Genomic DNA, 23,295 nt, shown 5'->3' on the forward strand with positions numbered 1-23,295 from the left:
CCTGTCATGTTCCGAGCCGCACGCCCCCACCCGCACCGTCCGTCCGAGCCCATCGACCACCACGACCTGGTGCTGCAACCCCGGGACGTCACCTTCGACTGGGGCACCACCCCCCTGCACTGGCTGCCGGGTGAGCCCTTCGCGACCCACACCTTCGACGTGCTCCACCTCATGCTCCCCGAGCTCGAACGCTGGTTCGTGCGCACCTTCGAGCAGGCACTGCCACTGATCACCGACGACCGGCTGCGCGAGGACGTACGCGGCTTCATCGGCCAGGAAGCGATGCACGCCGAGGCGCACCAGGAGGTCCTGGAGCACCTGCTCGCCAAGGGTCTTGACCCGGCTCCGTACACCCTGCAGTCCGAATGGATCTTCCGACGGGTGCTCGGAGACCGGCCGGAGCTGACGCCGGCCGCCGCACACGCGCACCTCCTCCAACGGCTCGCCCTCATAGCGGCCTTCGAGCACTTCACCGCGTACATGGGTCACTGGATTCTCAGCAACGGGCACCTGGACCAGGCCGGCGCGGACCCCGCGATGCTCGATCTGTTCCGCTGGCACGGCGCGGAGGAGGTCGAACACCGTTCGGTCGCGTTCGACCTGCTGGTGCACCTCGATCCCCGCTACCGGCGCCGAGTGGTCGGCATGCTCGTCACCGCTCCGGTGCTGACCCGGCTGTGGATTCGCGGAGTCCGCTTCCTGATGAGCGCCGACCCCGAACTCGACGATCGGGTCGAGGTCCGCTTCCGCGACTACCTGACCGCGGCCCGCAAAGACCTGTTGCCCCCGCCGGGCGCGTTCGCCCGCTCGGTGCTGCGCTACTTCCGCCCCGGCTACCACCCGACCCAGGAGGGCTCGACCCAGCAGGCGGTCGCCTACCTGGCGGCGTCCCCCGCTGCCCGGGCGGCCGCCCGATGAGCCGGCAAGCAGCAAGGCATCCCATGGAGATCAGCACACCCGTCACTCAGCCGCCGGACCTGTACGGCAGGCCGCGCGGCGACTCCTTCATGCGGAAGCTGGCGGCTTTCAGCGACAACGCGGTCAAGCGCCTCGCGCGGCGCAGTACTCCTCCCAGGCGCCCGCGGGCCACTGAGATGCCCGTGATCCGTGAACTGGTGGTCGCCGCCAAGCACCAGGAGGCCGAAGATGTCGTCTCCCTGCGGCTGGCAGCACCCGACGGGGGAACACTCCCGCCCTGGCAGCCCGGTGCCCACGTCGAACTCCACCTGCCCTCCGGCCGCAGGCGGCAGTACTCGCTGTGCGGCGACCCTGCCGACCGGTACGGGTACCGCATCGCGGTGCGCCGCATCGCCGACGGCGGAGGCGGTTCGGCCGAGGTGCACGACACCGTCGGAGACGGTACGCGGGTCGCGATCACCGGACCCCGCAACGCCTTCCCCTTCGCCGCCGAGGCATCCATCCTGCTCATCGCGGGCGGCATCGGAATCACCCCGATCCTGCCGATGGCTCGGGAAGCCGCCCGACGCGGCCTGGACTGGAGGCTCGTGCACACCGGCCGCAGCCGCGGCTCGATGCCCTTCGCGGCAGAGCTGGCCGAACTCGCGGCCGCAGCCCCTGGCCGGGTCTCCATCCGTCCTGACGACGAGTCAGGGGTGCCCGAGGCAGCCGATCTGCTGAGCTTGAGCCCGGTGGCGACTGCGGTGTACTGCTGCGGACCCGCGCCCATGATCGACGGCGTTCGGCGCGCGTTCGGTCGTAGCCGCGCGTCAGCCCTGCACTTCGAGCGTTTCGCCCCGGCCCCGATCACGGACGGCCGTCCCTTCGAACTTCAGCTGGGCGGCGCCGGACGGGTGCTGCCGGTGCCGTACGACCGCTCCGCCCTGGATGTTCTCCACGAGGCCCTGCCGGACTTGCCGTTCTCCTGCCGCCAGGGGTTCTGCGGCACCTGCCGGATACGGGTGGCCCAGGGCCGAGTCGATCACCGCGACCGTCGGCTCACAGCCAACGAACGTGCGGCCGGCGCCATGCTGCCCTGCGTCTCGCGTGCACCGGAAGGAGAGCGGTTGGTGCTGGACGTATGAGCGATGTCCGAGCGCCCGTGGAGGAAGTCTTGCGTGACGCCCTCGCATGCCGTCGGAGGCCGATGCCCTCATCCGCTTCTCCGAGAAGCGTGGCCGCGGCCGGCCAGTGGTGTTAGCACGTGATCCGCATGACTTGGAGGGGCGGTCCGCCAAAACCGCCCCTGACAAGCCATCAGCGAACACGCCGCGGGAGTACCCACTGGACCGCCGAGCCGACGACTCGTCAGCTGACTCATCCGGCTCCGTAGCGAGCGGGTTTCAAGGCTTGAGCACTGCCAGTACATCGTCGAGCGAAACGTCGGCGGGGTCACTCATGTCGAGACCATCGAACGTCTGCCAGATATAGGACGCCGCCCCGCTCTCCCGCAGCGGATGCAAGTCGGCCAAGTCCGGGTCGTCCCGGAAGGTGTTGAACGCCTCCTCGGACTCCCATTCAACGAGAAACAGAACCTGCCGTGGCGCGAGGTCACCGGCTACGTTGTCGCGGAAACGACCAAACGCCACCATTCGACCGCCATATTGCGGAGCCACTTCAGGCAAACGGCTGAAATACGCAAGGTACTTCTCCACGTCGGTCACGTCAAACATATTCAGAGCGTAAAACTTCTTCTTTTGCGAGTTTGCACCCATTACCCATACCCTTTCCGGTACCAATGATGATGTTGACGTCGGTCGCGATTTGCGCCATCTAGGAGACTGGATATGAAGAACGCACTTCCAGCGCTCGGGTGAAGACTGAGTCCGCGGGAATCTGAGTACGTTTTTCCGTGCCGCCGGGTAGTTCGGGACCCGCCCGGCTCCGCGACGAGAAACCGATCGGTTCCTCATCGTAAACCGATCGGTTTTCACGTGCAAGTCCGAGCGGGAACCATGTGCCCGGGCCTCTCAGGAGTCCGGGCCTCAGTCGTCCAGGACGACGACGTGCTTGCCCGGCGTGGTGCCGGACTCGACGTCGGCCTGGGCGTCACGGACCTGTTCCAGGCCGTGGTAGACCTTCGCGACCGGGACGTTGAGGCGTCCGGCGGCCTGACCGCCGTAGGACGTCAGCCGCACCCCGCCCGGGATCATGAACGGGGTGAAGTCGGGGATCGTCCACTGGCCTGCCAGGGCTCCGGTGAAGCAGACCGTGCCGTGGCGACGGACGGTGCGGAGAGTGTCGGCGAGGACCGAGCAGCCCACGAGCTCCAGTGCGGCGTCGACACCTTCCGGCATCAGCTCGCGCACCTGGTCGGCGATCGTCCCGTTGTCAACGAGGGGATGGTCGACGCCCGCGGTCCGCAGTTCCCCTGCCCTCCGCCGGCTGCGGGTGGTGGACAGCACGGTGGCTCCGAGGTCCTTCGCGAGCGTGGCCGCACTCAGCCCGACCGTGGAGGTGCCGCCGCGGATCAGCAGCGTCTGCCCGGGCTTGAGGTCCAGGCCGGTGGTCAGCGATCCGTATGCGGTCTGGAACATCTCCGGCAGCGCACCGACGACATCCCACGGCAGGCCGGTCTCGAAGGGGATGACCTGTGCCGCGGGGACGCTCACGTACTGGGCGTACGCGCCGTCGTACGAGCGGCCCATGCCGCCCATCATCGTGGCCACTTGCTGTCCCGGTCGCAGCCCGCCTTCCTCGTCGGCCTGGTCGATCACGCCGACACCCTCGATGCCGGGGATGCGCGGATAGGTGACCACCGCGTCCGACTCTCCCTTGCGGGTGGTGACCTCGGATTCGTTGACGCCGAACGCCTTCACCCTGATCCGCACCCAGCCGGGCTTGCGGACGGGCACCGGGACGTCCTTGATCTCCAGTGCGTCGAGGCCGCCGGGCCGGGTGACGACGACGGCCCGCATCGTCGCCGGCGCGGGGTCGCCCCCTGCTGTCGGTTGACTCATGTCGAATTCCTCCCTCTGTGTCGAGTTCCTCCCTCTGTTCGCCCTCTGGTGCCCTGTTCCGGATCGCCAGGTGAACCTCAGGGGCGGGCGATGTTCTCGAACAGGTCGAGGACCGCCTGGTACCGGGCGCCGGCCTCGTAGGGAGGGTTGCCGACACTTCCCGAGGTGGGCCGGTCCGTGACGGCGGGCCACAGACGGGTGTGCTCGCCGGTGGCGAAGTCGAGGACGATGTCGCGGACACGCGTGTCACGGTCGGCCTGTTCGGGGCTACGCCCTGGCCGTTCCTGGCCAACCAGGGCGTACATCTCGGTGCCGTGCACGGCGGGCGCACCCTCGGCGGGCCCGATCATGAGCAGATGGGCGTTGCCGCCCGCGGCGGCGTGGGCCAGAGCACCGCGAGCGGCGGGGAGCGTGAAGATGTAGTCCGTCAGGGCCGCGGCGCGGACCTCGGCAGGGGTGCTGCCGCCCTGGTCGTAGGTGTCGACGATCCTCTTGGCGCGAGAGCGGGGAATGCGCCACCCGGCGAATTCGTCGGTGACGCGGTCGACGGCGTGCGGGTCGAACCGGTCCAGGTCGTTCGCCACCCACCAGCCCATCTCGTCACTGGCCGTGCTCAGGAGTACGTCGATGTCCCGGTGCGAGCCCGACGCCAGGACGTCCATGGGGTGGGCGTGCAGTACTCCGCCGGGCTGTTCGGTGTCCAGGACGACGCCGAGGCTCTGGTTGTCCATGCCACCACGGACTCCGAGGTCCGTCGGGCAGACCTTGCGGAGGGCGGCCACCAGGGAGGCCGCGTCGAGATCGATCAGCTTGTCGGGGTTGCCCGCGACACCGAGTTCGGTGACGAACCGCTCCGCGAGCTCCTCGGCCCACCAGGCCGGGACGAGACGCGAGGGCGCGCCGGAGAACCCGGCCAGTCGCCGGTACAGACCGTCCGCGGAGGAGGCCCCGAGCAGCCCGAGGGTGGAGTAGGCGCCGGCGCTGTGGCCGTAGACCGTGACGTTGTCGGGGTCGCCGCCGAAGTGGGCGATGTTCTGCCTGACCCAGGTCAGCGCGGCGATGACATCCTGCAGGCCGAGGTTGCAGGCCTCGGCGAGCCGCCCGCCGTACTGCGAGAGCGAGACCGCCCCCAGTGCGCCGAGCCGGTAGTTGACCGACACGCTCACCACACGCCCTGACGCGGCGAGACCGGCGGCGTTCGAGGTGATCTGCGTGTTCGCGCCGACCTCGAATCCGCCGCCGTGGATGTACACGGTCACCGGCAGCGACTTGTCGGCGGGCTGTTCGGGGGCCCACACGTTCAGGTTCAGGCAGTCCTCACCCATCCCGCTGTCCGCCTCGAGCCAGTCGCCGCTGTCGGGCTGGACAGAGACGACGCCCTTGCGGTCGTAGGGGCGGTCCGGATCGAAGTCCGCGACCACGGGACGGCGATACCGCTCGGCGGTGGCGAACGTGATCCCCCACCAGGACCGCACCCCTGGTGCAGTCGGAGCCTTGGGAGCGGAGGCGGTCATGACATGTCCTTCCGGCGCGGTTCGGGTATGTCGCGCGGTGCTTCGACGGCTGGTTGCGTGCGGCGACGTCCCCCATCGTTGCCCGGGATCCAACGAGCCGCCCGGCGGGTAGCGGTCACCTGATGGTCAGCAGGTGACACTTCAGGGTTTCACTTCAGCGGGCCTGGAGGACCTTGGCCGGCCGAGCAGGCACCGCATGGGGCGGCGGCCCCGATGAGCTGTCGTCGAGGTCGAGCCGCCGCGGTGCGGCAAACGGTCTCCGGGTGTGGTCGGCCGGACCGAAAGTCCAACAGCAGATGTTCGGCACTCCGAGCCGTCGTCTGAGCCCCGGCCGGACACCGCCGAGATCGTCAACCAGAGAGAGGAGGCAGGACGGTCGTGGCCTCGCCGGCCGCGAAGGCGGCCGGGGTGAGGCCGGTGCGGTCGCGGAAGAAGCGGCCGAAGTTCGCGGGGTCGGTGAAGCCGAGGTGGACCGCCACAGCCCGGGCGTCCCACCGGGCACCGCCCAGCAGGCGCCGGGCTTCCAGGAGGCGGCGTTCGTCGATGAGTTCACGCACCCCCTTGCCCGTGGCCTCCCGGGCGGCGCGGCTGAGGGTGCGGACCGAGCAGCCGAGCAACTCGGCGTAGTCCGCGGCTTGGTGCAGCTCGCGAAAGTGCAGCTCCAGGGCGTCCAGGAACCGCCCGAACCTGTCGGCACGGCCCGTGCCGGCCGTGGCCGTGCCGACGGGGGCGATGCCCGGTGAGTTGGCGAGGCGCAGCAGCAGCGATTCGAGCAGGCTGCGCCGCAGGGCGTGATGGACGTCGAGGGGGCGGCGCCCCAGTGCGCGGTGTTCGTCCAGGAGCTGGAGTGCCGTCTGCTGGAGCCAGGCGGCGTCGTCGGGGTGCGGGCTCAGCACGGCAGGGGCCTCGTGCGCGGTGAGCGGGGCGAGGAGACGGGCGAGGTCGGGCCGCAGCACGTCCGGTTCGAACAGGATGAACGGGCCGCGGGCCGCGCCGGGCGGATGCCAGCACTGCGCGTGCCCGGGACGCACCCACAGCCACTGACCGGGGGCCACCGTCCGCGTGACGTACTCGACGTCGTGGCGCAGCTCACCCTCGGTGACCAGGATCAGGTAGTGGAAGGTGGCGCGGCCCGGACGGGGCGGGTTCCACGGCCAGTCGTCGTGCTGGGTGAAGAAGTCCTCGACGGTACTCACTTCAAGGCCGTAGGGAGTACCGACCGGGGGCTCGAAACCGTACAGCGGAACCGCGGCTGGTCCGGCCTGCCTGCGGGGCCCGGAGTGTCGCTTGTCGACCATCACGTGTCCGCAGCCTACCCCCTTGGCAGTCGGCTTCGACGGAAGGATGGGACCTATCACCGCGCCTGCGCGGCGCGCTCTCCGCCTCCTTCGATGCCACAGTCCGTCACCACCCGGGAAGGCTCACCACCCATGAACGGACCGACCCTGCACAGGACCGCCGCCGACTGCGCGGAGGAACTCCCCGGAGCCCGGCTGGAGCATCCCTTCGGCCCCGACTGGGAGGTCTTCAAGGTGCGCGGCAAGGTGTTCATGCTGATGACCGAGGTCCCGGGGCGTCCCGTCGTGATCCTCAAGGCGGACCCCGGCGAGGCCCAGGCCCTGCGGGAGCAGTACAGCCACATCACCCCCGGCTACCACATGAACAAGAAGCACTGGATCACCCTGGAGGGCGGGGAAGGCGTCGACAAGGAACTCGTCAGGGAGCTCGTCACCGACTCCTACCTGCTCGTCGTCGCCCAACTCCCCCGGGCCGAGCGGCCCGTCGACCCGCACGCCTACGGCACCGGCAAACGGGCGGCCCGATGAGCGCGGCCGGCGACCGGCTCCAGGACACCGCCCGCCGCGCGGCCCTGGCCCTCCCCGACGTCAGCCACGGATACCCCTTCACCCCGGGACTCGACGTGTACAAGGTCGCGGGCAAGGTCTTCCTGATCGTCACCGACGACCCGGACGATCAGATCATCACGGTCAAGTGCGAACCCGAACACGCCCGCGCGCACGTACGCGGCTACGCCTCGATCACACCGGGCCGCTATCTCGACAAACGGCACTGGATCTCGCTCGGTCCTGGCCCCGGCGTCACCGAGCGGCTGGTCACCGACGCGGTCGAGAACTCCTACGACCTGGTCACCGAGCGGCTGCCGCGACGCGACCGCCCCGGTGCCCGATGAGCGCCGCGAGCTTCCCCACGAGCGGCTGAGCCGACGTCTGTCAGTGTCCCGTGCAAGGCTCACCACGCCCGCACACGTCCGCCTCCGACCCGAGACGACCCGGACACTTCCCCGACGAAATGGACCGCGGACGTACTACCAGCGCACCCGCAACGGCTACGAAGCCCAGATCACCGAGCGCCTGCGCCACTGGACCGCTCTGCGTGCCCGCCGGCGACGCGGTTGACCCGCCGACGCCCGCAAAGAATGATCACAGCCGGAGAAGTGGTCACCCACTACACATTGAAGCGGAATGCCCACACCAACGCTCTCACCTGCAGAAACGGGCTCCTGAGAGATCCAAGTCAGCACAGAATCAGCACGGGCGGCAGGCCCGATGGTTCCAGGACGGCCAGGAAGGCGGTCGCCCCTTGACGATCTCGTGGCCCGGACCTCGCCGAGTCGCTACGGTTTAGCCATGACCGCACTGCCCGACTGGATGCGCCCGCCGCGCGAGGAAGGCTGGTTCGCGGAGGACCTGGACCGCCTCCCCGAGGCGCCCCGCCACACCGAGCTGATCGACGGAGCCCTCGTCTTCATGATGTCGCCCCAGCGGTGGTGGCATGGCCACCTCGTCACCATGCTCACTGTCGCCCTCATGGAGCAGGCGCCCAGCGATGTCAGCGTCGGCCGCGAGATGACCATAAGGCTCGACGAGCGAAACCGGCCCGAGCCCGATCTGCTCTTGACGACGGCCGCCTACGACGGCGACCGCACCTGGTTCACGCCCGATGAGGTGCGACTCGTCATCGAGGTCGTCTCACCCGAGTCCGCGCACCGGGACCGCACGGTCAAGCTGCGCAAGTACGCGGAGGCCGGCATCCCGCACTACTGGTGCATCGAGGACGAGGACGGCGCCCCTGTCGTCCACGTCTACGAACTCGACGAGCCGACCGGCGTCTACGCGCCCGCCGGCATCTTCCGGGGCACCCTGAAGCGGCCAGTGCCTTTCGAGATCAGCCTGGATCTCGACAGGCTCACCCCGCCGCGGAGCACATAGGAATCAGCACCAAGTCAGCACGGGAACACGGAAGGGGCCGGGCTCGCCAGAGCCTGACCCCTTCTGACCTGCGTGCTTGACAAAGCATCTAGCGCAACGTAACCGCAAGGTCACACATTGAACCGGAACTCCACCACATCCCCGTCCTGCATCACGTAGTCCTTGCCCTCCATCCGCGCCTTCCCCTTGGCGCGAGCCTCGGCCACCGATCCCGTCTCCACCAGGTCGTCGAAGGAGATGACCTCCGCCTTGATGAAGCCCTTCTGGAAGTCGGTGTGGATGACTCCGGCGGCCTCGGGGGCGGTGGCGCCCTTCTTGATGGTCCAGGCGCGGGACTCCTTGGGGCCGGCCGTGAGGTAGGTCTGCAGGCCGAGGGTGTTGAAGCCGACGCGGGCGAGGGTGGCGAGGCCCGGCTCCTCGGCGCCGACCGACTCCAGGAGCTCCATCGCGTCCTCCTCGTCGAGCTCGGCGAGGTCCGCCTCCAGCTTGGCGTTGAGGAAGATCGCCTCGGCGGGGGCGACCAGGGCGCGCTGCTCGTCCTTGAAGGACTCGTCGACCAGCTCGTCCTCGTCGACGTTGAAGACGTACAGGAAGGGCTTCGTCGTCAGCAGGTGCAGGTCGTGCAGGAGCTCCTCGTTGCCGGAGCCCTGGACGATGCCCGCGGAGAACAGGGTGTCGCCCTTCTCCAGGATCTCCTTCGCCGCCTCCACCGCCGCGACCTTCGGGACGGTGTCCTTCTTGATCCGCGACTCCTTCTGGAGGCGGGGCAGGACCTTCTCGATGGTCTGGAGGTCGGCGAGGATCAGCTCGGTGTTGATCGTCTCGATGTCGTCCTTGGGCGAGACCTTGCCGTCGACGTGTACGACGTTCTCGTCCTTGAAGGCGCGGATGACCTGGCAGATCGCGTCCGACTCACGGATGTTCGCGAGGAACTTGTTGCCCAGGCCCTCGCCCTCGGAGGCGCCCTTCACGATGCCCGCGATGTCCACGAAGTCGACGGTCGCCGGGAGGATCTTCTGGGAGGAAAAGATCTCGGCCAGTTTCGCCAGCCGCGGGTCCGGGACGCCGACCACGCCGACGTTCGGCTCGATCGTGGCGAACGGGTAGTTGGCCGCCAGCACGTCGTTCTTGGTCAGGGCGTTGAACAGGGTCGACTTGCCGACATTCGGCAGACCGACGATTCCGATCGTGAGCGACACGTTGCGACTTCCCGTACGTGAGAGGAGACGTGAGGAGACTGGCGGCCAGGGGGCCGATCCACCAGTCTACGGCGTGCCGCAGCACGCTCCGGCGGACCTCTCGAACGCATGGCCAAGGTCTTTCCCACCGCGTGTCCGAGGAGCGATTCCACACATAAACAGACCTAGGTTGGTCCAGTGGAGCATCACAGGACCCGCCCCCCGCACAACGGAACGCGCCGCCCGGCCCCGGGAGCGCCGCTGCCCGCGCAGGCCCGCGGTGAGCGACGGCCGGCGGCGCCCCGCCGCCCTCCGCCGCCCGTGGTCCAGACGTTGCGACGGTTCCCCAACCCCCGGCTCACCGGGCTCGGCGGCGGCCTGTTCTGCGCCGGGCTGATGTTCACGCTCGGCTTCCTCGTCTCACTGCTGTTCGGCTCGTCGCTGACGGTGTACGGCGTGCTGTTCGTGCCGGTGAGTGTGCTGACGGCGGTCTGGATGCGCCGGGGCGATCTGCTGACCGCCCCGATCATCGTCCCGATCGCGTTCGCCGCCGGGCTCGTCCCCGTCGCCGACAGCAGCGGCGGCACCTCGGGCCGCCTGATGGGCCTGTTCACCGCGCTGGCCACACAGGCCGGCTGGCTCTACGCCGGCACGCTGGCCGCCGGCGTCATCGCGCTGGTCCGCAGGATCCGCCTGGTACGGCACCGCTCACGCTGACGAGGGCCATGTCACGCCCCCGCGACTCCCTGCCCCTCCACCGCCCTCATCGCCGCCCCCACGATCCCCGCGTTGTTCTGCAGCTGCGCCGGGACGATCTCGGCCTTGATGCCCTCGATGTGGGGCAGGAACTTCTGGGACTTGCGGCTGACGCCGCCGCCGACGATGAACAGCTCGGGCGAGAAGAGCATCTCGACATGGGCGAGGTACTTCTGGACGCGGTGGGCCCAGTGCTCCCAAGTGAGCTCCTCGACCTCCCTGGCCCTGCTGGAGGCCTTCTTCTCGGCGTCGTGGCCGTGCAGCTCCAGGTGGCCCAGCTCGGTGTTGGGGACGAGGACGCCGTCGACGAAGACCGCGCTGCCGATGCCGGTGCCGAAGGTGAGCAGAATGACGGTGCCCCTGCGGTCCTTGCCCGCGCCGAAGTTCATCTCGGCGACGCCCGCCGCGTCCGCGTCGTTGACGACCGTCACCGGGAGTCCGCCGAGCCGCTCGCTGAACAACGCGCGCGCGTCGGTGTCGATCCAGCTCTTGTCCACGTTGGCCGCCGTACGGATCGTCGAGCCGCCGGTGACCACGCCCGGGAAGGTCAGGCCGACCGGTCCCATCCACCCGAAGTGGTCCACGACCTGCTTCACCCCGTCGGCCACGCCGTCGGGCGTCGCCGGGTGCGGGGTGAACACTTTGTGGCGCTCCTGGGTGAGGTCGCCCTTGTCCAGGTCCACAGGGGCGCCCTTGATCCCGGATCCGCCGATGTCCAAGCCGAAGATCTGCATGGCCCTACGTTACGACGGACGACTGACAGTCACGCCTGCGAGGTCCCCTTACGCTCCGCGACCAGCGCCGCCGCCTCCTCGCGCAGGTCGCGGCGCAGTTCCTTCGGCAGCGAGAAGGTGATGGACTCCTCGGCCGCCTTCACGAGCTCCACGTCGCCATAACCGCGCTGCGACAGCCACTCCAGGACCTCCTCGACCAGGACCTCCGGCACCGAGGCGCCCGAGGTCACGCCGACCGTGGTCACGCCCTGAAGCCAGGCCTCGTCGATCTCGCTCGCGTAGTCCACGAGGTAGGCCTCGCGGGAGCCGGCCAGCTTGGCGACCTCGACGAGCCGCTTGGAGTTGGAGGAGTTGCGGGAACCGACCACGATGACCAGCTCGGCCTCGGCGCCCATCTGCTTCACCGCGAGCTGACGGTTCTGCGTGGCGTAGCAGATGTCGTCGCTGGGCGGGGAGATGAGCTGCGGGAACTTCTCCTTGAGGGCGTCTACGGTCTCCATCGTCTCGTCGACGGACAGCGTGGTCTGGGAGAGCCAGACGACCTTCGACTCGTCGCGGACCTCGACCTTGGCGACGTCCGAGGGGCCGTCGACCAGCGTGATGTGGTCGGGGGCCTCGCCGGAGGTGCCGATGACCTCCTCGTGGCCCTCGTGCCCGATCAGGAGGATGTCGTAGTCCTCGTTGGCGAAGCGGACGGCTTCTTTGTGGACCTTGGTGACGAGCGGGCAGGTCGCGTCGATGGTGGCGAGCTTGCCGCGCGCGGCCTCCTCGTGGACGACGGGGGCGACGCCGTGGGCCGAGAACATGACGATGTTGCCCGGCGGGACCTCCTCCGTCCGTTCGACGAAGACGGCGCCCTTCCTCTCCAGGGTCTGTACGACGTACTTGTTGTGGACGATCTCGTGCCGGACGTAGACCGGAGCGCCGTACTGCTCCAGGGCTTTCTCGACGGCGATCACGGCGCGGTCCACACCCGCGCAGTAGCCACGGGGGGCGGCGAGCAGGACACGGCGGCCAGGCGAAGCAGTCATGCCTCCCATCGTAAGGCCGCGTCCGGCCGGTCAAAGATCGCGTGCCGGTTACCTTCCCGGGAAGACTGACCCGGAGATCTGGGCGGCGATCACCGTGGCCGTGACCGTGGAGGCGTCGCGGGCGTGGGGCAGCGAAGCAGGCCGGAACCCGCCGCGTGGTGACCGCCGGTGACGGTGCGTTGTCGTACCGGGCCGTTACGCTCGCGGCATGGCTGTGAACTCGACTCCCGAAGCGCCCCTGCCCGTCGGCGAGGTGTCGCGCCTGATCGGCGGCTGGATCGACCGCCTCGGTGCCGTGTGGGTCGAGGGCCAGATCACCCAGCTGTCCCGGCGCCCGGGCGCGGGTGTCGTCTTCCTCACGCTGCGCGATCCGTCGTACGACATCTCGGTGAGCGTCACCTGCTTCCGCCAGGTCTTCGACGAGATCGCCGATGTCGTCAGCGAGGGCGCCCGAGTCGTCGTACTGGCGAAGCCGGAGTGGTACGCGCCGCGGGGCCAGCTCTCGCTGCGGGCCGCCGAGATAAGGCCCGTGGGGGTCGGTGAGCTGCTGGCCCGGCTGGAGCAGCTGAAGAAGTCCCTCGCCGCGGAGGGGCTGTTCGCGCCGGAGCGCAAGAAGGCGCTGCCGTTTCTGCCGCAGCTCATCGGGCTGGTGTGCGGCCGGGCCTCGGCCGCCGAGCGGGACGTCCTGGAGAACGCCCGGCACCGCTGGCCGGCCGTCCGTTTCGAGGTGCGTAACGTCCCGGTGCAGGGCGTGCACGCCGTCCCCCAGGTCGTCCAGGCGGTCAAGGAGCTCGACGCGCTGGACGACGTGGACGTGATCATCGTGGCGCGCGGCGGGGGCAGCGTGGAGGACCTGCTGCCGTTCTCCGACGAGCAGTTGGTGCGGGCGGTCGCGTCCTGTCGTACGCCGGTGGTGTCGGCGATCGGGCACGAGCCGGACACCCCGCTGCTCGACTACGTCGCCGACCTGCGGGCCTCCACGCCCACGGACGCGGCCAAGAAGGTCGTACCGGATGTGGGTGAGGAGTACGAGCGGGTGCGGGCGCTGCGGGACCGCGCGCGGCGGTGTGTCGAGTCCTTCCTCCAGCGGGAGGAGCGTGGCCTCGCGCAGGCCCTCGCGCGGCCGTCGATAGAGGATCCGCACCGGATGATCGACGAGCGCGCCGACCATGTGTCCTCGCTGGCCGACCGCGGCCGCCGCACCCTGGGCCATCTGCTGGACCGCGCCGACTCCGAGCTGACGCACACCCACGCGCGCGTGGTGGCCCTCTCCCCCGCCGCGACCCTCCAGCGCGGGTACGCCGTGCTGCAGAAGGCCGACGGGCATGTGGTGCGGGCGCCGGACGAGGTGACGGCGGAGGAGGCCCTGCGGGCGCGGGTTGCCGAGGGTGAGTTCGTTGTCCGAGTCGATGCATAGGGTGGGCGGATGACCAGCAAGGTGGCGGAAGAGGCGCTCGGGTACGAGCAGGCACGGGACGAGCTGATCGAGGTCGTACGGCGGCTGGAGGCGGGCGGTACGACGCTCGAGGAGTCCCTCGCGCTCTGGGAGCGGGGCGAGGAGCTGGCCAAGGTGTGCCGGCGCTGGCTGGACGGGGCGCGGGCGCGGCTGGACGCGGCACTGGCCGAGGAGGAAGAGGCCGGGACCGAGGGCGACGCCGAGTAGGAGACCTGGGTGATCTGTGAAGCGGATCACCACGCCCCGATTTTTGTTGAAGGTTGAACTTCAGTGGCGTACCGTCGAGACGTCAACCGGTCCCCGGTCCGTTTCCGGGGTCGACGCCCCCTCGAGAAGGTTTTCCATGTCTCTCGTTCTTGACCCCGCCGCCCAGGACCTGCTCTTCCGCGAGGCCCGTACCGCGAACACCTTCACCGACGAGCCGGTGACCGACGAGCAGCTCCAGGCCATCTACGACCTGGTCAAGTACGGCCCGACCGCCTTCAACCAGAGCCCGCTGCGCATCACCCTGGTCCGCTCCGCCGAGGCCCGCGAGCGCCTGGTCCAGCACATGGCCGAGGGCAACCAGCCCAAGACCGCCACCGCCCCGCTGGTCGCGATCCTCTCCGCGGACAACGAGTTCCACGAGGAGCTGCCGGAGCTCTTCCCGCACTTCCCGCAGGCCAAGGACGTCTTCTTCAGCGAGCGCCCCGCCCGCGAGGGTGCCGCCGGGCTGAACGCCGCCCTGCAGGCCGCGTACTTCATCATCGGCGTCCGTGCCGCGGGCCTCGCCGCCGGCCCGATGACCGGTCTGGACTTCGAGGGCGTCCGCAAGGAGTTCCTGGACGACGACCACACCCCGCTGATGGTCGTCAACATCGGCAAGCCGGGCGAGGACGCCTGGTTCCCGCGCTCCCCGCGCCTCGCGTACGACGAGGTCGTCACCACCGTCTGAGACGGCTGACACGACGGACACACGAGAGGGCCCGGCCGCCTGGCGGCCGGGCCCTCTCGTGCGGTCTCACGCCGTCTTGAGCGACTTCGCCATCTCGGCCAGCTGGGCGAACGATCCCGTCCCCGCGACCACCGTCGTCGCCCCGTCACCCGTGTGCACGAGGGCGTCGTAGCGGCCGCCCGTGTACCGCGTCCAGGTGCGGCCCGCGATCTGCTGGGTCTGCTTCGTCGCCTCGCCGCCCTGGCTCGCCTCGTCGATGAACGTCGACGGCTTCTGAGTCGACTGCTCGACCTGCACGTACTGATCATCAGGGGCCTGGAAACCCAGGTGCCAGGCGTCGAACTGGTCGCCCTGGAATCGCACCGAGGTCGCCTTCCAGCCGGACGGCAGATCCTCGGGCGCGGCCACCGGATAGGAGGCCGCGCGGCGGGCCGTGAGCAGCTCGACGCGGTAGTCGACCGTCTTGATGTCGGGAGCGGAGTCGTCGTGCGGGATGAACACGTAGATGACCGCCGCCGCGATCCCGATCACGCCCAGGGAGAGAATCATGTCCCGGACCGTCTTCTGCTTGCCGTTCGAACCTGCCACGTCCCCTATCGTCGCAGGTGCCCGGTCCGCTCATCCGTGGGGTCCCCTGCTCATTTTGTCGGACTGGCGATAGAGTCGACGGTCGAACCCTCATCCGGCCGTCGTCGTATCAGAAAGGTGCGCTCCGATGACCGAGCATCATCATCTGCCGTCCGAACTCGAGGTCCCCTCAGAGGCCCCCGACCGCAACCTCGCCCTGGAACTCGTCAGGGTGACCGAAGCCGCCGCCATGGCCGCGGGCCGCTGGGTGGGCCGGGGCGAGAAGAACGGCGCCGACGGCGCCGCGGTGCGCGCCATGCGGTCCCTCGTCTCCACCGTGTCGATGAACGGCGTCGTCGTCATCGGCGAGGGCGAGAAGGACGAGGCCCCGATGCTCTTCAACGGAGAGCGCGTGGGCGACGGGACCGGGCCCGAGTGCGACATCGCCGTCGATCCGATCGACGGGACGACGCTGACGGCCAAGGGCATGCCGAACGCCATCGCCGTACTGGCCGCGGCGGACCGCGGGTCGATGTTCGACCCGTCCGCCGTGTTCTACATGGACAAACTGGTGACGGGTCCCGAGGCCGCGGACTTCGTCGACATCAACGCGCCGGTCTCCGTGAACATCCGGCGGGTCGCCAAGGCCAAGCGGTCCACTCCGGAGGACGTGACCGTGGTCATCCTCGACCGGCCCCGGCACGAAGGGATCATCAAGGAGATCCGGGAGGCCGGGGCGCGGATCAAGCTGATCTCCGACGGTGACGTGGCGGGGTCGATCTACGCGCTGCGCGAAGGCACCGGCGTCGACATGCTGCTGGGCATCGGCGGTACGCCCGAGGGGATCATCTCGGCCTGTGCCGTGAAGTGCCTCGGGGGGACGATCCAGGGCAAGCTGTGGCCGAAGGACGACGAGGAGCGGGCGCGGGCGATCGACGCCGGGCACGATCTGGACCGGGTGCTCATGACGGACGACCTGGTGTCCGGGGAGAACGTGTTCTTCGTGGCGACCGGGATCACCGATGGTGAGCTGCTGCGTGGTGTGCGGTACCGGTCGGAGACCGCGACGACCGACTCGATCGTGATGCGGTCGAAGTCGGGGACGGTGCGGCGGATCGACTCCGAGCACCGGCTCAGCAAGCTGCGGGCCTACAGCGCGATTGATTTTGATCGCGCCAAATAGCGCCTGACGGCTCGGGGGGTCCGGAGCGCCGGCGGGTGCGGCTGCGTGGGGCTTCTCGCGCAGTTCCCCGCGCCCCTGAGGAGATGGGCGCCCCCGGTGCGGAGGGGGCGCCGTTTCCTCTTGTCCTTGTTCTCAGCCCGCCTGGGCTATGCGCGCCGCCCTCGCCGCCTTCTGCAGTTCCAGGTCGCGGCGGCGCCTGCGGGCCAGGACCACCCGGCGTTCCGCTGCGGTGAGGCCGCCCCAGACGCCGTAGGGCTCGGGTTGGAGCAGGGCGTGTTCGCGGCACTCGACCATGACGGGACAGCGGGCACAGACGCGCTTCGCGGCCTCCTCGCGAGAAAGCCTGGCGGCGGTGGGTTCCTTGGACGGGGCGAAGAACAGGCCGGCCTCGTCGCGCCGGCACACCGCCTCGGTGTGCCATGGAGCGTCTTGGTCCCTGTCCCGCACTGGCACCCGCTGGGCCGGAACGGCAGCTACCTGCAGGGACGAATGCGGCGGTTGCAGCACGGTCTACTCCTGACGACGGCTTCGCGAGCGAGAGACGATGCAGCAAGCCCTACCCGCTGTGCGCGCGCCTATGCACTGAGTCCCGAACCGCTGGATCGCGGGCGGTCGCGTGCGCTTGCGGGAGCCCGCCACGGACGGATCCGTTCGCTTCGGACGCGCCCGGATTCACAGCCGTCAACGATCCAGATGTTTGCGCAAACTCTTGTCGACCTTGCGATCGACCGCGCGCTGAACCCGGTCGAGGATGTCCGCGACGAGCTTGCCCCGCTTCGGCTTCGCGTCGACACTGCCGAGGACGGCCCAGCCATCGACGTACACCACGGGCGCGTCCTGCTCGGCCGAGTCGAGCGTGTCCACCTGGAAGTCGCCGAGGACACCGACGCCCGTGCCGCGCAGCGAGATGTTCTCGGGGACGCGCACCTCGACGCTGCCGCAGAGCGAGAACGCCTTGATCACGACCTGGCGGTACTCGAAGATCGCCTCGCTGAGGTCGATCTCGACGCTGCCGAAGATCGCGTAGGCGTGGATGCGGCGGCCCGCGCGCCAGCGGCCCTTGCGGACGGCGGCACTCAGGACCGCCACCACGTTGTCGTCGGGGTCGTGGGGTATCGCGTCGGTCGGGCGGTTCGGGGCCGGGGTCCAGGCCGGGGCGGCACGGCGCTCGTGGGCCGCCGGCAGGTCCCGTATGAAGACCTCCAGCTCACCCACCGTCTTGGCGCTCAGCACCCCCTCGACCCGCTCCGCATGCTCGTCCGCGGTGAGGCGGCCCTCGGCGAGGGCCTCGCGCAGGATGTCGGCGACACGGTCGCGGTCGGCGTCCGAGGCACGCAGGTCGGCCACCGCCGGTGCGGGGCCGGCGTGCTTCTGAAGGTCGGGCTTCTGAAGGTCCACGGCAGCAGCGTACCGAAACGCGATAGATCGCGACTAGGCCTGTGGACAACTCTTGGCGAACCAACTGAGCCTTACCTCACAAGCTCTAGCCCTTGGACAGGTTCTACGCTGGTGCGGCCCGCCGACGGAGGTGGGTGGCCGTCTTTCGAGTGAGGAATGGGCTGAGATGCCTGAGTTCGCGTATACCGATCTGCTCCCCATGGGAGAGGACACCACCCCCTACCGGCTGGTGACCTCCGAGGGTGTCTCCACCTTCGAGGCCGACGGGCGGACCTTCCTCAAGGTGGAGCCGGAGGCGCTGCGCAAGCTCGCCACGGAGGCCATCCACGACATCCAGCACTATCTGCGGCCCGCGCACCTCGCTCAGCTGCGGCGGATCATCGACGACCCCGAGGCATCGAGCAACGACAAGTTCGTGGCGCTGGACCTGCTCAAGAACGCGAACATCGCGGCCGCGGGCGTGCTGCCGATGTGCCAGGACACCGGCACGGCGATCGTCATGGGCAAGCGCGGACAGAACGTCCTCACCGAAGGTGAGGACGAGAAGGCCCTGTCCCGCGGTATCTACGACGCGTACCTGAACCTCAACCTGCGCTACTCGCAGATGGCCCCGCTGACCATGTGGGAGGAGAAGAACACCGGTTCCAACCTCCCCGCGCAGATCGAGCTGTACGCCACCGACGGCGGCGCCTACAAGTTCCTGTTCATGGCGAAGGGCGGCGGTTCGGCCAACAAGTCGTTCCTCTACCAGGAGACGAAGGCCGTCCTGAACGAGGCCTCCATGATGAAGTTCCTGGAGGAGAAGATCCGTTCGCTCGGTACGGCCGCCTGTCCGCCGTACCACCTGGCGATCGTCGTGGGCGGTACGTCGGCCGAGTACGCGCTGAAGACCGCGAAGTACGCCTCCGCGCACTACCTGGACGAGATTCCGGCCGAGGGCTCGGAGCTCGGGCACGGTTTCCGGGACAAGGAGCTGGAGGAGAAGGTCTTCGAGCTGACGCAGAAGATCGGGATCGGGGCGCAGTTCGGCGGGAAGTACTTCTGCCACGACGTGCGTGTCGTACGGCTGCCTCGGCACGGCGCGTCCTGCCCGGTCGCCATCGCCGTGTCCTGCTCGGCCGACCGCCAGGCCGTCGCGAAGATCACCGCGGAGGGGGTCTTCCTTGAGCAGCTGGAGACGGACCCGGCGCGGTTCCTGCCCGAGACGACGGACGAGCACCTCGAGTCCGACGGTGACGTCGTCAAGATCGACCTCAACCAGCCGATGGACGACATCCTCGCGGAGCTCACCAAGTACCCGGTGAAGACGCGGCTTTCGCTGACCGGTCCGCTCGTGGTCGCGCGTGACATCGCACACGCCAAGATCAAGGAGCGGCTTGACGCGGGCGAGGAGATGCCGCAGTACCTGAAGGACCACCCGGTGTACTACGCGGGCCCGGCCAAGACGCCCGAGGGCTATGCGTCCGGTTCCTTCGGCCCCACGACGGCCGGCCGTATGGACTCCTACGTCGAGCAGTTCCAGGCGGCGGGCGGCTCCAAGGTGATGCTGGCCAAGGGCAACCGCAGCAAGCAGGTCACCGACGCGTGCGACGCGCACGGCGGCTTCTACCTCGGCTCCATCGGCGGCCCGGCCGCCCGGCTCGCCCAGGACTGCATCAAGAAGGTCGAGGTCGTCGAGTACGAGGAGCTCGGCATGGAGGCGGTCTGGAAGATCGAGGTCGAGGACTTCCCGGCGTTCATCGTCGTCGACGACAAGGGCAACGACTTCTTCACTTCCCGGGAACCCGAGCAGCCGACGTTCACCAGCATCCCGGTCCGGGGGCCTGGACTGGGCTGAGTCGCCGTCCGGGGCGGCGTCAGGAAGCCTCACCGCTGCGGCGCGGTCGACCGTATGGTGCGGGGATGGATGACGGGTCGGCACGCATCGAAGTCCCTGACGTGGTCGGGATGAACACGGGAGAAGCGCACGCTCTCTGCCGCGATCTGGGGCTGTTCTGGGCTACTACAACATGGATCAGCAACTGCCACGGAGCATGGTGATCGCCTATCAGGAGCCCGCGCCCGGCACCATGGCAGCGCCTGCCGCGGCAGTCAGGATCTGGACGACGCTGGATCCGCCGCCCGACGATCGGCGGCCACAATAGAAGCCTCCAGACCCCTCGGCGGACGCCGGGGGGTCTGTTGCTGCCTTCACCGGTTGGCGGTCAGTACTGCCGCGAGGCCCTCCTGCAGGTCCTTGACGAAATACCCGGGAACCTCCAGTGACGGGAAATGTCCGCCGGTGTCGGGTGACCTCCATCGGACGATCTGTCGGTACCGCTCCTGTGCCCAGGGGCGCGGGGACTTCTCGATGTCGCGGGGATACATGGTGATTGCCGACGGGACGTCGACCCGGAGTTCCGGGTCCAGCGAGTTGTGGCTTTCGTAGTAGATGCGGGCCGCCGACGCGCCGGTCCGCGTCAGCCAATACAGGGTGACGTCGTCGAGAACCCTGTCCATGGAAAGCGTCTCGAACGGGCTGTCCTCGGTGTCCGACCACTCGGCGAACTTGTCGAGGATCCAGGCGAGAAGCCCGACCGGTGAGTCGACGAGCGAGTAGCCGATGGTCTGCGGTCGGGTCGCCTGCTGCTTCGCGTACGCCGCGCGGTGGCGCCAGAAGTCGCGGGTTTCCTCGGTCCACCTGCGCTCGACCGCCGTCAGCCCGTCCGTGGTCAACCCGGGCGGTGCCTCCGCGAACAAGGTGTGGATGCCGAGAACGTGCGTGGGGAACCTGCCGCCGAGAACCGTGGTGATATTGCCTCCCCAATCGCCGCCGTGGGCTGCGAACTTGCCGTAACCGAGCCTTCCCATCAGTTCCACCCAGGCGGCCGCGATCTTTTCTGTTCCCCACCCGGTGGTGGCCGGCTTGTCGCTGTAACCGAAGCCCGGCAGCGACGGGACCACGACGTGGAACGCCGGCGCGTCCGCGTCTTTCGGATCGGCCAGCTCGTCCACCACATCGACGAACTCGGCAATGCTGCCCGGCCAACCGTGCGTCAGGATCAGAGGAACGGCATCTGCGCGCGCGGATCGGCGGTGCAGGAAGTGGATTCCCAGTCCGTCAATAGTCGTGCGGAACTGGCCGATACGGTCAAGGCGCTCTTCGAACGACCGCCAGTCGTACCCGGTCCGCCAGTAGTTCACGACATCGACGAGGTCGGCGAGCGGAACGCCCTGTTCCCATCGACGGGGGTCGGGCGCGGCGCGATGGACCGTCTCAGCCTCCGGTAGTCGCGCCGCGGCCAGTCGCGCGCGCAGATCGCCGAGGTCGGCGTCGGTTGCGTGGGCTTCGAATGCTTCTACGTCGCTGGTCGGACGGGGCATGGGACCTCCTGGCCGTCGCTGAACCGTCTAAGGCGGTTCCAGCGTGGCATGCCTTCATGCCGACGAGCAACCGGCTAAGGTGGTTCCATGCGTGCCGGCTTCCCTGACTTCCGCCTCGGTACCGTGCTGGCGACCAGCTTCACGGGGACTCTGTCGGAGCGTCACGGCGACGCCGTGGAGCGCATTCCCACGCCGCAACGGCTTGTCGACTGGCTGGCCGTGTACGGCCTCGCCGTGGACTCCTGCACCCCTGCCCAGCTCGACCTCGCCCGGGAACTGAGGGAATCGATCCACGCCGCCGCGACGGCGGCCGCGATCCAGGACGCGCTCCCTGCGTCCGCTGTCCAGGTCATCAATGACCGCAGCGTTCAGGGTCGGGCCGCGGCGGTCCTGACGCCCGAGGGCAAGCGGCGATGGCAGCTCAGCTCGACTTCCCGGGTGGAAGACGCCCTCGGCGTGATCGCCGCCGACGCGATCAGCATCATCGCGGGCGAGCGAGACGGAAAACTGGCGTTGTGCGCGTCACCGACCTGCCGGGCCGCCTTCTTCGACACCAGCCAGAGCCGCACCCGTAAATGGTGCGACATGAACACGTGCGGGAACCGTCAGAAGAAGGCGCGCTTCAACGCCAACCAGCGCAAAAACACCAGATCAGCGGAGTGATCGTTAGCTCGGTGCCGTCCCCACCGCCGCCTTCGCAGGTTCAGAGGGGCCCGTTGCCGTTCTCCACCGTCGAGTCCGCCGACTGATCCAACGACCGGCGGGGGCCGGGCAGTCGGGGACGATCGGGGGCCGGGAATGGCGTCGGGTTGCCCGGTCGGCGGTGGCGGTAGGCCAGCCAGCCGCGGAACGACACCGACGCCGCCGTGGCGAGGGCGGCGATCAGCGTCGGGCCCGTGTCCGCTGCGAGCACGATGACCAGCATGGTCGCCAGGATGGACAGCAACGCCAGGAGATTGGCGGCCAGTTCGATCATCTGGAAACGCAGCTGGGAATCGCGGTCGTCGTGGGGGTCCCGCCCCGGTCCGTGCATGGATACTGCCTCTCGGTCGTACAACTCGCTTGCCGCGGCGGCCGTTTGGTCCCCTCTCCAACCGTCTGCTCATATGTATCACCGACCGCGTTCCGCCTCTTGCCGCTCACCGGCCTCTCGAGTTCTCCGCTAAAAACCGAGAACGGCAACGGCAATTGGATCTTCGGCGAACTGCCACACTTATCGGGCAGAAAGGAAGGGAGGGCCTCCCCCGCCCCCGACACCCTCAAGATCGTGAGCGTACGGGTCCGGGGGCGATCGACGTTGTCAAAGCACCGCAGATCCCCGATCGAACAGTTCGGCCAGGAGCTCAACGCATTCTGCCTGGAGTCGAATGTGAGCATGGCCCGCATCGCGGAAGTCAGTTTTCGCAGCAAGACGGGGGTGTACCGGGCGTGGTGCAAAACAGAGCTGGCCTCCTGGAAACTCATCGAGGACGTCGTCAGGGCGATCTGTGAGATCTGCCAGTATCCGGAGGACAAGGAGCAGGAAACCCTCGACTACTGGCGGCGCCGATACCGTGCGGCCGAGGCCGAGGTCCACGCCGCCGAGGACCATGTCGCCTCGCTGCTCAACGAGATCGTCGAGCGACTCGACCAGCACACGTACCGCACCGACCGCCTCGAACAGACACTGCAGTCCCTCACCACCGAACTCGCCGGGTTGCAGCGCGGCCGGCCCTCCGACCCCGAGGCCACCCTGCACTTCGGGCACCTCTCCGGCCGCGAGGCGGACCAGCCGGAGTGGCTGACGGAGATCCGCCGGCACATCGTGCGGTTCGAGCAGGAGGCCGAGCGGCTGCGTGCGGAGTCGCAGCAGGCCGACCTGCGCGCACGGGAGTTGGCCGAGCACGCCCGCCAGGTCCAGTCCCGCGCCGATGAACTGCACCGCTACCTGGCCGGTCTGTTCCCGCCCGCCGAGCGGCCGAGCCTGCCGGGCCAGGTCCTGCGGCAGGAATAGCCTCGGCGGTCACGGACGCTGACCACGACGGAGGTGATCGG

Annotated in this window: 25 protein-coding genes; 13 read left to right on the forward strand and 12 right to left on the reverse strand. The window is 68.9% G+C overall.

What is annotated here, in order from left to right; all coding sequences use genetic code 11:
- Nucleotides 1-6: 6 nt before the first annotated feature.
- Nucleotides 7-918, forward strand: coding sequence for a metal-dependent hydrolase (locus ACIBJB_RS26570; RefSeq protein ID WP_398933743.1), 912 nt, complete (start codon nucleotides 7-9; stop codon nucleotides 916-918).
- A gap of 23 nt (nucleotides 919-941) precedes the next feature.
- On the forward strand, nucleotides 942-2,042 hold the full coding sequence (locus ACIBJB_RS26575; RefSeq protein ID WP_398933745.1) for a PDR/VanB family oxidoreductase: 1,101 nt from the start codon (nucleotides 942-944) through the stop codon (nucleotides 2,040-2,042).
- 258 nt (nucleotides 2,043-2,300) lie between these two features.
- Here the strand turns inward: ACIBJB_RS26575 and ACIBJB_RS26580 are convergent, their stop codons facing one another.
- From ACIBJB_RS26580 to ACIBJB_RS26595, 4 genes are all read right to left on the reverse strand, one after another.
- The gene (locus ACIBJB_RS26580; protein ID WP_398933747.1) at nucleotides 2,301-2,672 is read right to left on the reverse strand and encodes a DUF1330 domain-containing protein; all 372 of its coding nucleotides are present in this window, start codon (nucleotides 2,670-2,672) and stop codon (nucleotides 2,301-2,303) included.
- Nucleotides 2,673-2,942: 270 nt separating this feature from the next.
- Entirely contained in the window at nucleotides 2,943-3,917 is a 975-nt protein-coding gene (locus ACIBJB_RS26585) for an alcohol dehydrogenase catalytic domain-containing protein (RefSeq protein ID WP_398933749.1), read from the reverse strand.
- 77 nt (nucleotides 3,918-3,994) lie between these two features.
- On the reverse strand, nucleotides 3,995-5,431 hold the full coding sequence (locus tag ACIBJB_RS26590) for a carboxylesterase family protein (RefSeq protein ID WP_398933751.1): 1,437 nt from the start codon (nucleotides 5,429-5,431) through the stop codon (nucleotides 3,995-3,997).
- Between the two features lie 350 nt (nucleotides 5,432-5,781).
- Nucleotides 5,782-6,627, reverse strand: coding sequence for a helix-turn-helix domain-containing protein (locus ACIBJB_RS26595; protein WP_398933753.1), 846 nt, complete (start codon nucleotides 6,625-6,627; stop codon nucleotides 5,782-5,784).
- Nucleotides 6,628-6,861: 234 nt separating this feature from the next.
- Between ACIBJB_RS26595 and ACIBJB_RS26600 the strand changes: the two genes are divergently transcribed.
- The 3 genes from ACIBJB_RS26600 to ACIBJB_RS26610 all read left to right on the forward strand — a co-directional run bounded on the left by ACIBJB_RS26600 (nucleotide 6,862) and on the right by ACIBJB_RS26610 (nucleotide 8,661).
- Nucleotides 6,862-7,257, forward strand: a complete 396-nt coding sequence (locus tag ACIBJB_RS26600) for an MmcQ/YjbR family DNA-binding protein (protein WP_398933755.1) — start codon at nucleotides 6,862-6,864, stop codon at nucleotides 7,255-7,257.
- Nucleotides 7,254-7,622, forward strand: a complete 369-nt coding sequence (locus ACIBJB_RS26605) for an MmcQ/YjbR family DNA-binding protein (RefSeq protein ID WP_398933757.1) — start codon at nucleotides 7,254-7,256, stop codon at nucleotides 7,620-7,622. The genes ACIBJB_RS26600 and ACIBJB_RS26605 overlap by 4 nt, the downstream gene beginning before the upstream one ends.
- A gap of 457 nt (nucleotides 7,623-8,079) precedes the next feature.
- Nucleotides 8,080-8,661: a Uma2 family endonuclease gene (locus ACIBJB_RS26610; protein ID WP_398933759.1), complete on the forward strand. Its 582-nt coding sequence runs from the start codon at nucleotides 8,080-8,082 to the stop codon at nucleotides 8,659-8,661.
- A 110-nt stretch (nucleotides 8,662-8,771) separates the two neighbouring features.
- Here ACIBJB_RS26610 and ychF read toward each other — a convergent pair whose 3' ends face one another.
- Nucleotides 8,772-9,860 (reverse strand): redox-regulated ATPase YchF, encoded by a 1,089-nt coding sequence (ychF, locus tag ACIBJB_RS26615; protein WP_398933761.1) that lies wholly within the window; start codon nucleotides 9,858-9,860, stop codon nucleotides 8,772-8,774.
- 177 nt (nucleotides 9,861-10,037) lie between these two features.
- Between ychF and ACIBJB_RS26620 the strand changes: the two genes are divergently transcribed.
- Nucleotides 10,038-10,556, forward strand: a complete 519-nt coding sequence (locus ACIBJB_RS26620; protein WP_398933763.1) for a DUF6542 domain-containing protein — start codon at nucleotides 10,038-10,040, stop codon at nucleotides 10,554-10,556.
- Between the two features lie 11 nt (nucleotides 10,557-10,567).
- On the opposite strand, the gene ppgK is transcribed toward ACIBJB_RS26620, so the two are convergent.
- Nucleotides 10,568-11,329, reverse strand: a complete 762-nt coding sequence (ppgK, locus tag ACIBJB_RS26625; protein ID WP_398933765.1) for a polyphosphate--glucose phosphotransferase — start codon at nucleotides 11,327-11,329, stop codon at nucleotides 10,568-10,570.
- Nucleotides 11,330-11,358: 29 nt separating this feature from the next.
- Entirely contained in the window at nucleotides 11,359-12,369 is a 1,011-nt protein-coding gene (locus ACIBJB_RS26630) for a 4-hydroxy-3-methylbut-2-enyl diphosphate reductase (RefSeq protein ID WP_398933767.1), read from the reverse strand.
- Nucleotides 12,370-12,568: 199 nt separating this feature from the next.
- On the opposite strand from ACIBJB_RS26630, the gene xseA reads away from it, so the two are divergent.
- From xseA to ACIBJB_RS26645, 3 genes are all read left to right on the forward strand, one after another.
- Nucleotides 12,569-13,777: an exodeoxyribonuclease VII large subunit gene (gene xseA / locus ACIBJB_RS26635; RefSeq protein ID WP_398933769.1), complete on the forward strand. Its 1,209-nt coding sequence runs from the start codon at nucleotides 12,569-12,571 to the stop codon at nucleotides 13,775-13,777.
- A 9-nt stretch (nucleotides 13,778-13,786) separates the two neighbouring features.
- Entirely contained in the window at nucleotides 13,787-14,023 is a 237-nt protein-coding gene (locus tag ACIBJB_RS26640; RefSeq protein ID WP_057609994.1) for an exodeoxyribonuclease VII small subunit, read from the forward strand.
- 136 nt (nucleotides 14,024-14,159) lie between these two features.
- Nucleotides 14,160-14,750 carry a malonic semialdehyde reductase gene (locus ACIBJB_RS26645; protein WP_057609993.1) on the forward strand — a complete coding sequence of 197 codons (591 nt, stop codon included), beginning with the start codon at nucleotides 14,160-14,162 and terminating at the stop codon, nucleotides 14,748-14,750.
- Nucleotides 14,751-14,816: 66 nt separating this feature from the next.
- Here the strand turns inward: ACIBJB_RS26645 and ACIBJB_RS26650 are convergent, their stop codons facing one another.
- The gene (locus ACIBJB_RS26650; RefSeq protein WP_398933772.1) at nucleotides 14,817-15,338 is read right to left on the reverse strand and encodes a DUF4245 domain-containing protein; all 522 of its coding nucleotides are present in this window, start codon (nucleotides 15,336-15,338) and stop codon (nucleotides 14,817-14,819) included.
- Nucleotides 15,339-15,465: 127 nt separating this feature from the next.
- Between ACIBJB_RS26650 and glpX the strand changes: the two genes are divergently transcribed.
- Nucleotides 15,466-16,500, forward strand: coding sequence for a class II fructose-bisphosphatase (gene glpX, locus ACIBJB_RS26655; protein WP_037719931.1), 1,035 nt, complete (start codon nucleotides 15,466-15,468; stop codon nucleotides 16,498-16,500).
- A 132-nt stretch (nucleotides 16,501-16,632) separates the two neighbouring features.
- Here the strand turns inward: glpX and ACIBJB_RS26660 are convergent, their stop codons facing one another.
- The gene (locus tag ACIBJB_RS26660) at nucleotides 16,633-17,007 is read right to left on the reverse strand and encodes a WhiB family transcriptional regulator (RefSeq protein WP_079072149.1); all 375 of its coding nucleotides are present in this window, start codon (nucleotides 17,005-17,007) and stop codon (nucleotides 16,633-16,635) included.
- A gap of 174 nt (nucleotides 17,008-17,181) precedes the next feature.
- Nucleotides 17,182-17,898: a DUF1707 domain-containing protein gene (locus ACIBJB_RS26665; protein WP_398933774.1), complete on the reverse strand. Its 717-nt coding sequence runs from the start codon at nucleotides 17,896-17,898 to the stop codon at nucleotides 17,182-17,184.
- A gap of 166 nt (nucleotides 17,899-18,064) precedes the next feature.
- On the opposite strand from ACIBJB_RS26665, the gene ACIBJB_RS26670 reads away from it, so the two are divergent.
- Nucleotides 18,065-19,735 (forward strand): fumarate hydratase, encoded by a 1,671-nt coding sequence (locus ACIBJB_RS26670; protein WP_398933776.1) that lies wholly within the window; start codon nucleotides 18,065-18,067, stop codon nucleotides 19,733-19,735.
- 353 nt (nucleotides 19,736-20,088) lie between these two features.
- Here ACIBJB_RS26670 and ACIBJB_RS26675 read toward each other — a convergent pair whose 3' ends face one another.
- Complete coding sequence (locus ACIBJB_RS26675) at nucleotides 20,089-21,261, reverse strand: epoxide hydrolase family protein (RefSeq protein ID WP_398933778.1); 1,173 nt, start codon at nucleotides 21,259-21,261, stop codon at nucleotides 20,089-20,091.
- 87 nt (nucleotides 21,262-21,348) lie between these two features.
- Here ACIBJB_RS26675 and ACIBJB_RS26680 point away from each other — a divergent pair, with 87 nt between their 5' ends.
- The gene (locus tag ACIBJB_RS26680) at nucleotides 21,349-21,924 is read left to right on the forward strand and encodes a CGNR zinc finger domain-containing protein (RefSeq protein WP_398933780.1); all 576 of its coding nucleotides are present in this window, start codon (nucleotides 21,349-21,351) and stop codon (nucleotides 21,922-21,924) included.
- 40 nt (nucleotides 21,925-21,964) lie between these two features.
- Here the strand turns inward: ACIBJB_RS26680 and ACIBJB_RS26685 are convergent, their stop codons facing one another.
- The gene (locus ACIBJB_RS26685; RefSeq protein WP_398933782.1) at nucleotides 21,965-22,294 is read right to left on the reverse strand and encodes a hypothetical protein; all 330 of its coding nucleotides are present in this window, start codon (nucleotides 22,292-22,294) and stop codon (nucleotides 21,965-21,967) included.
- 342 nt (nucleotides 22,295-22,636) lie between these two features.
- On the opposite strand from ACIBJB_RS26685, the gene ACIBJB_RS26690 reads away from it, so the two are divergent.
- Nucleotides 22,637-23,254, forward strand: a complete 618-nt coding sequence (locus ACIBJB_RS26690; RefSeq protein ID WP_398933784.1) for a hypothetical protein — start codon at nucleotides 22,637-22,639, stop codon at nucleotides 23,252-23,254.
- The last annotated feature ends 41 nt before the right edge of the window (nucleotides 23,255-23,295 follow it).

This window comes from Streptomyces sp. NPDC050759, from assembly GCF_044456945.1.
GTDB lineage: Bacteria > Actinomycetota > Actinomycetes > Streptomycetales > Streptomycetaceae > Streptomyces.

Bases quoted from the DNA above. Each gene is read 5' to 3' on its own strand.
- ACIBJB_RS26570 (WP_398933743.1), top strand. From the start codon at position 7: ATGTTCCGAGCCGCACGCCCCCACCCGCACCGTCCGTCCGAGCCCATC.
- ACIBJB_RS26575 (WP_398933745.1), top strand. From the start codon at position 942: ATGGAGATCAGCACACCCGTCACTCAGCCGCCGGACCTGTACGGCAGG.
- ACIBJB_RS26580 (WP_398933747.1), bottom strand. From the start codon at position 2,672: ATGGGTGCAAACTCGCAAAAGAAGAAGTTTTACGCTCTGAATATGTTT.
- ACIBJB_RS26585 (WP_398933749.1), bottom strand. From the start codon at position 3,917: ATGAGTCAACCGACAGCAGGGGGCGACCCCGCGCCGGCGACGATGCGG.
- ACIBJB_RS26590 (WP_398933751.1), bottom strand. From the start codon at position 5,431: ATGACCGCCTCCGCTCCCAAGGCTCCGACTGCACCAGGGGTGCGGTCC.
- ACIBJB_RS26600 (WP_398933755.1), top strand. From the start codon at position 6,862: ATGAACGGACCGACCCTGCACAGGACCGCCGCCGACTGCGCGGAGGAA.
- ACIBJB_RS26605 (WP_398933757.1), top strand. From the start codon at position 7,254: ATGAGCGCGGCCGGCGACCGGCTCCAGGACACCGCCCGCCGCGCGGCC.
- ACIBJB_RS26610 (WP_398933759.1), top strand. From the start codon at position 8,080: ATGACCGCACTGCCCGACTGGATGCGCCCGCCGCGCGAGGAAGGCTGG.
- ppgK (WP_398933765.1), bottom strand. From the start codon at position 11,329: ATGCAGATCTTCGGCTTGGACATCGGCGGATCCGGGATCAAGGGCGCC.
- ACIBJB_RS26630 (WP_398933767.1), bottom strand. From the start codon at position 12,369: ATGGGAGGCATGACTGCTTCGCCTGGCCGCCGTGTCCTGCTCGCCGCC.
- xseA (WP_398933769.1), top strand. From the start codon at position 12,569: ATGGCTGTGAACTCGACTCCCGAAGCGCCCCTGCCCGTCGGCGAGGTG.
- ACIBJB_RS26640 (WP_057609994.1), top strand. From the start codon at position 13,787: ATGACCAGCAAGGTGGCGGAAGAGGCGCTCGGGTACGAGCAGGCACGG.
- ACIBJB_RS26645 (WP_057609993.1), top strand. From the start codon at position 14,160: ATGTCTCTCGTTCTTGACCCCGCCGCCCAGGACCTGCTCTTCCGCGAG.
- glpX (WP_037719931.1), top strand. From the start codon at position 15,466: ATGACCGAGCATCATCATCTGCCGTCCGAACTCGAGGTCCCCTCAGAG.
- ACIBJB_RS26670 (WP_398933776.1), top strand. From the start codon at position 18,065: ATGCCTGAGTTCGCGTATACCGATCTGCTCCCCATGGGAGAGGACACC.
- ACIBJB_RS26675 (WP_398933778.1), bottom strand. From the start codon at position 21,261: ATGCCCCGTCCGACCAGCGACGTAGAAGCATTCGAAGCCCACGCAACC.
- ACIBJB_RS26680 (WP_398933780.1), top strand. From the start codon at position 21,349: ATGCGTGCCGGCTTCCCTGACTTCCGCCTCGGTACCGTGCTGGCGACC.
- ACIBJB_RS26685 (WP_398933782.1), bottom strand. From the start codon at position 22,294: ATGCACGGACCGGGGCGGGACCCCCACGACGACCGCGATTCCCAGCTG.
- ACIBJB_RS26690 (WP_398933784.1), top strand. From the start codon at position 22,637: ATGGCCCGCATCGCGGAAGTCAGTTTTCGCAGCAAGACGGGGGTGTAC.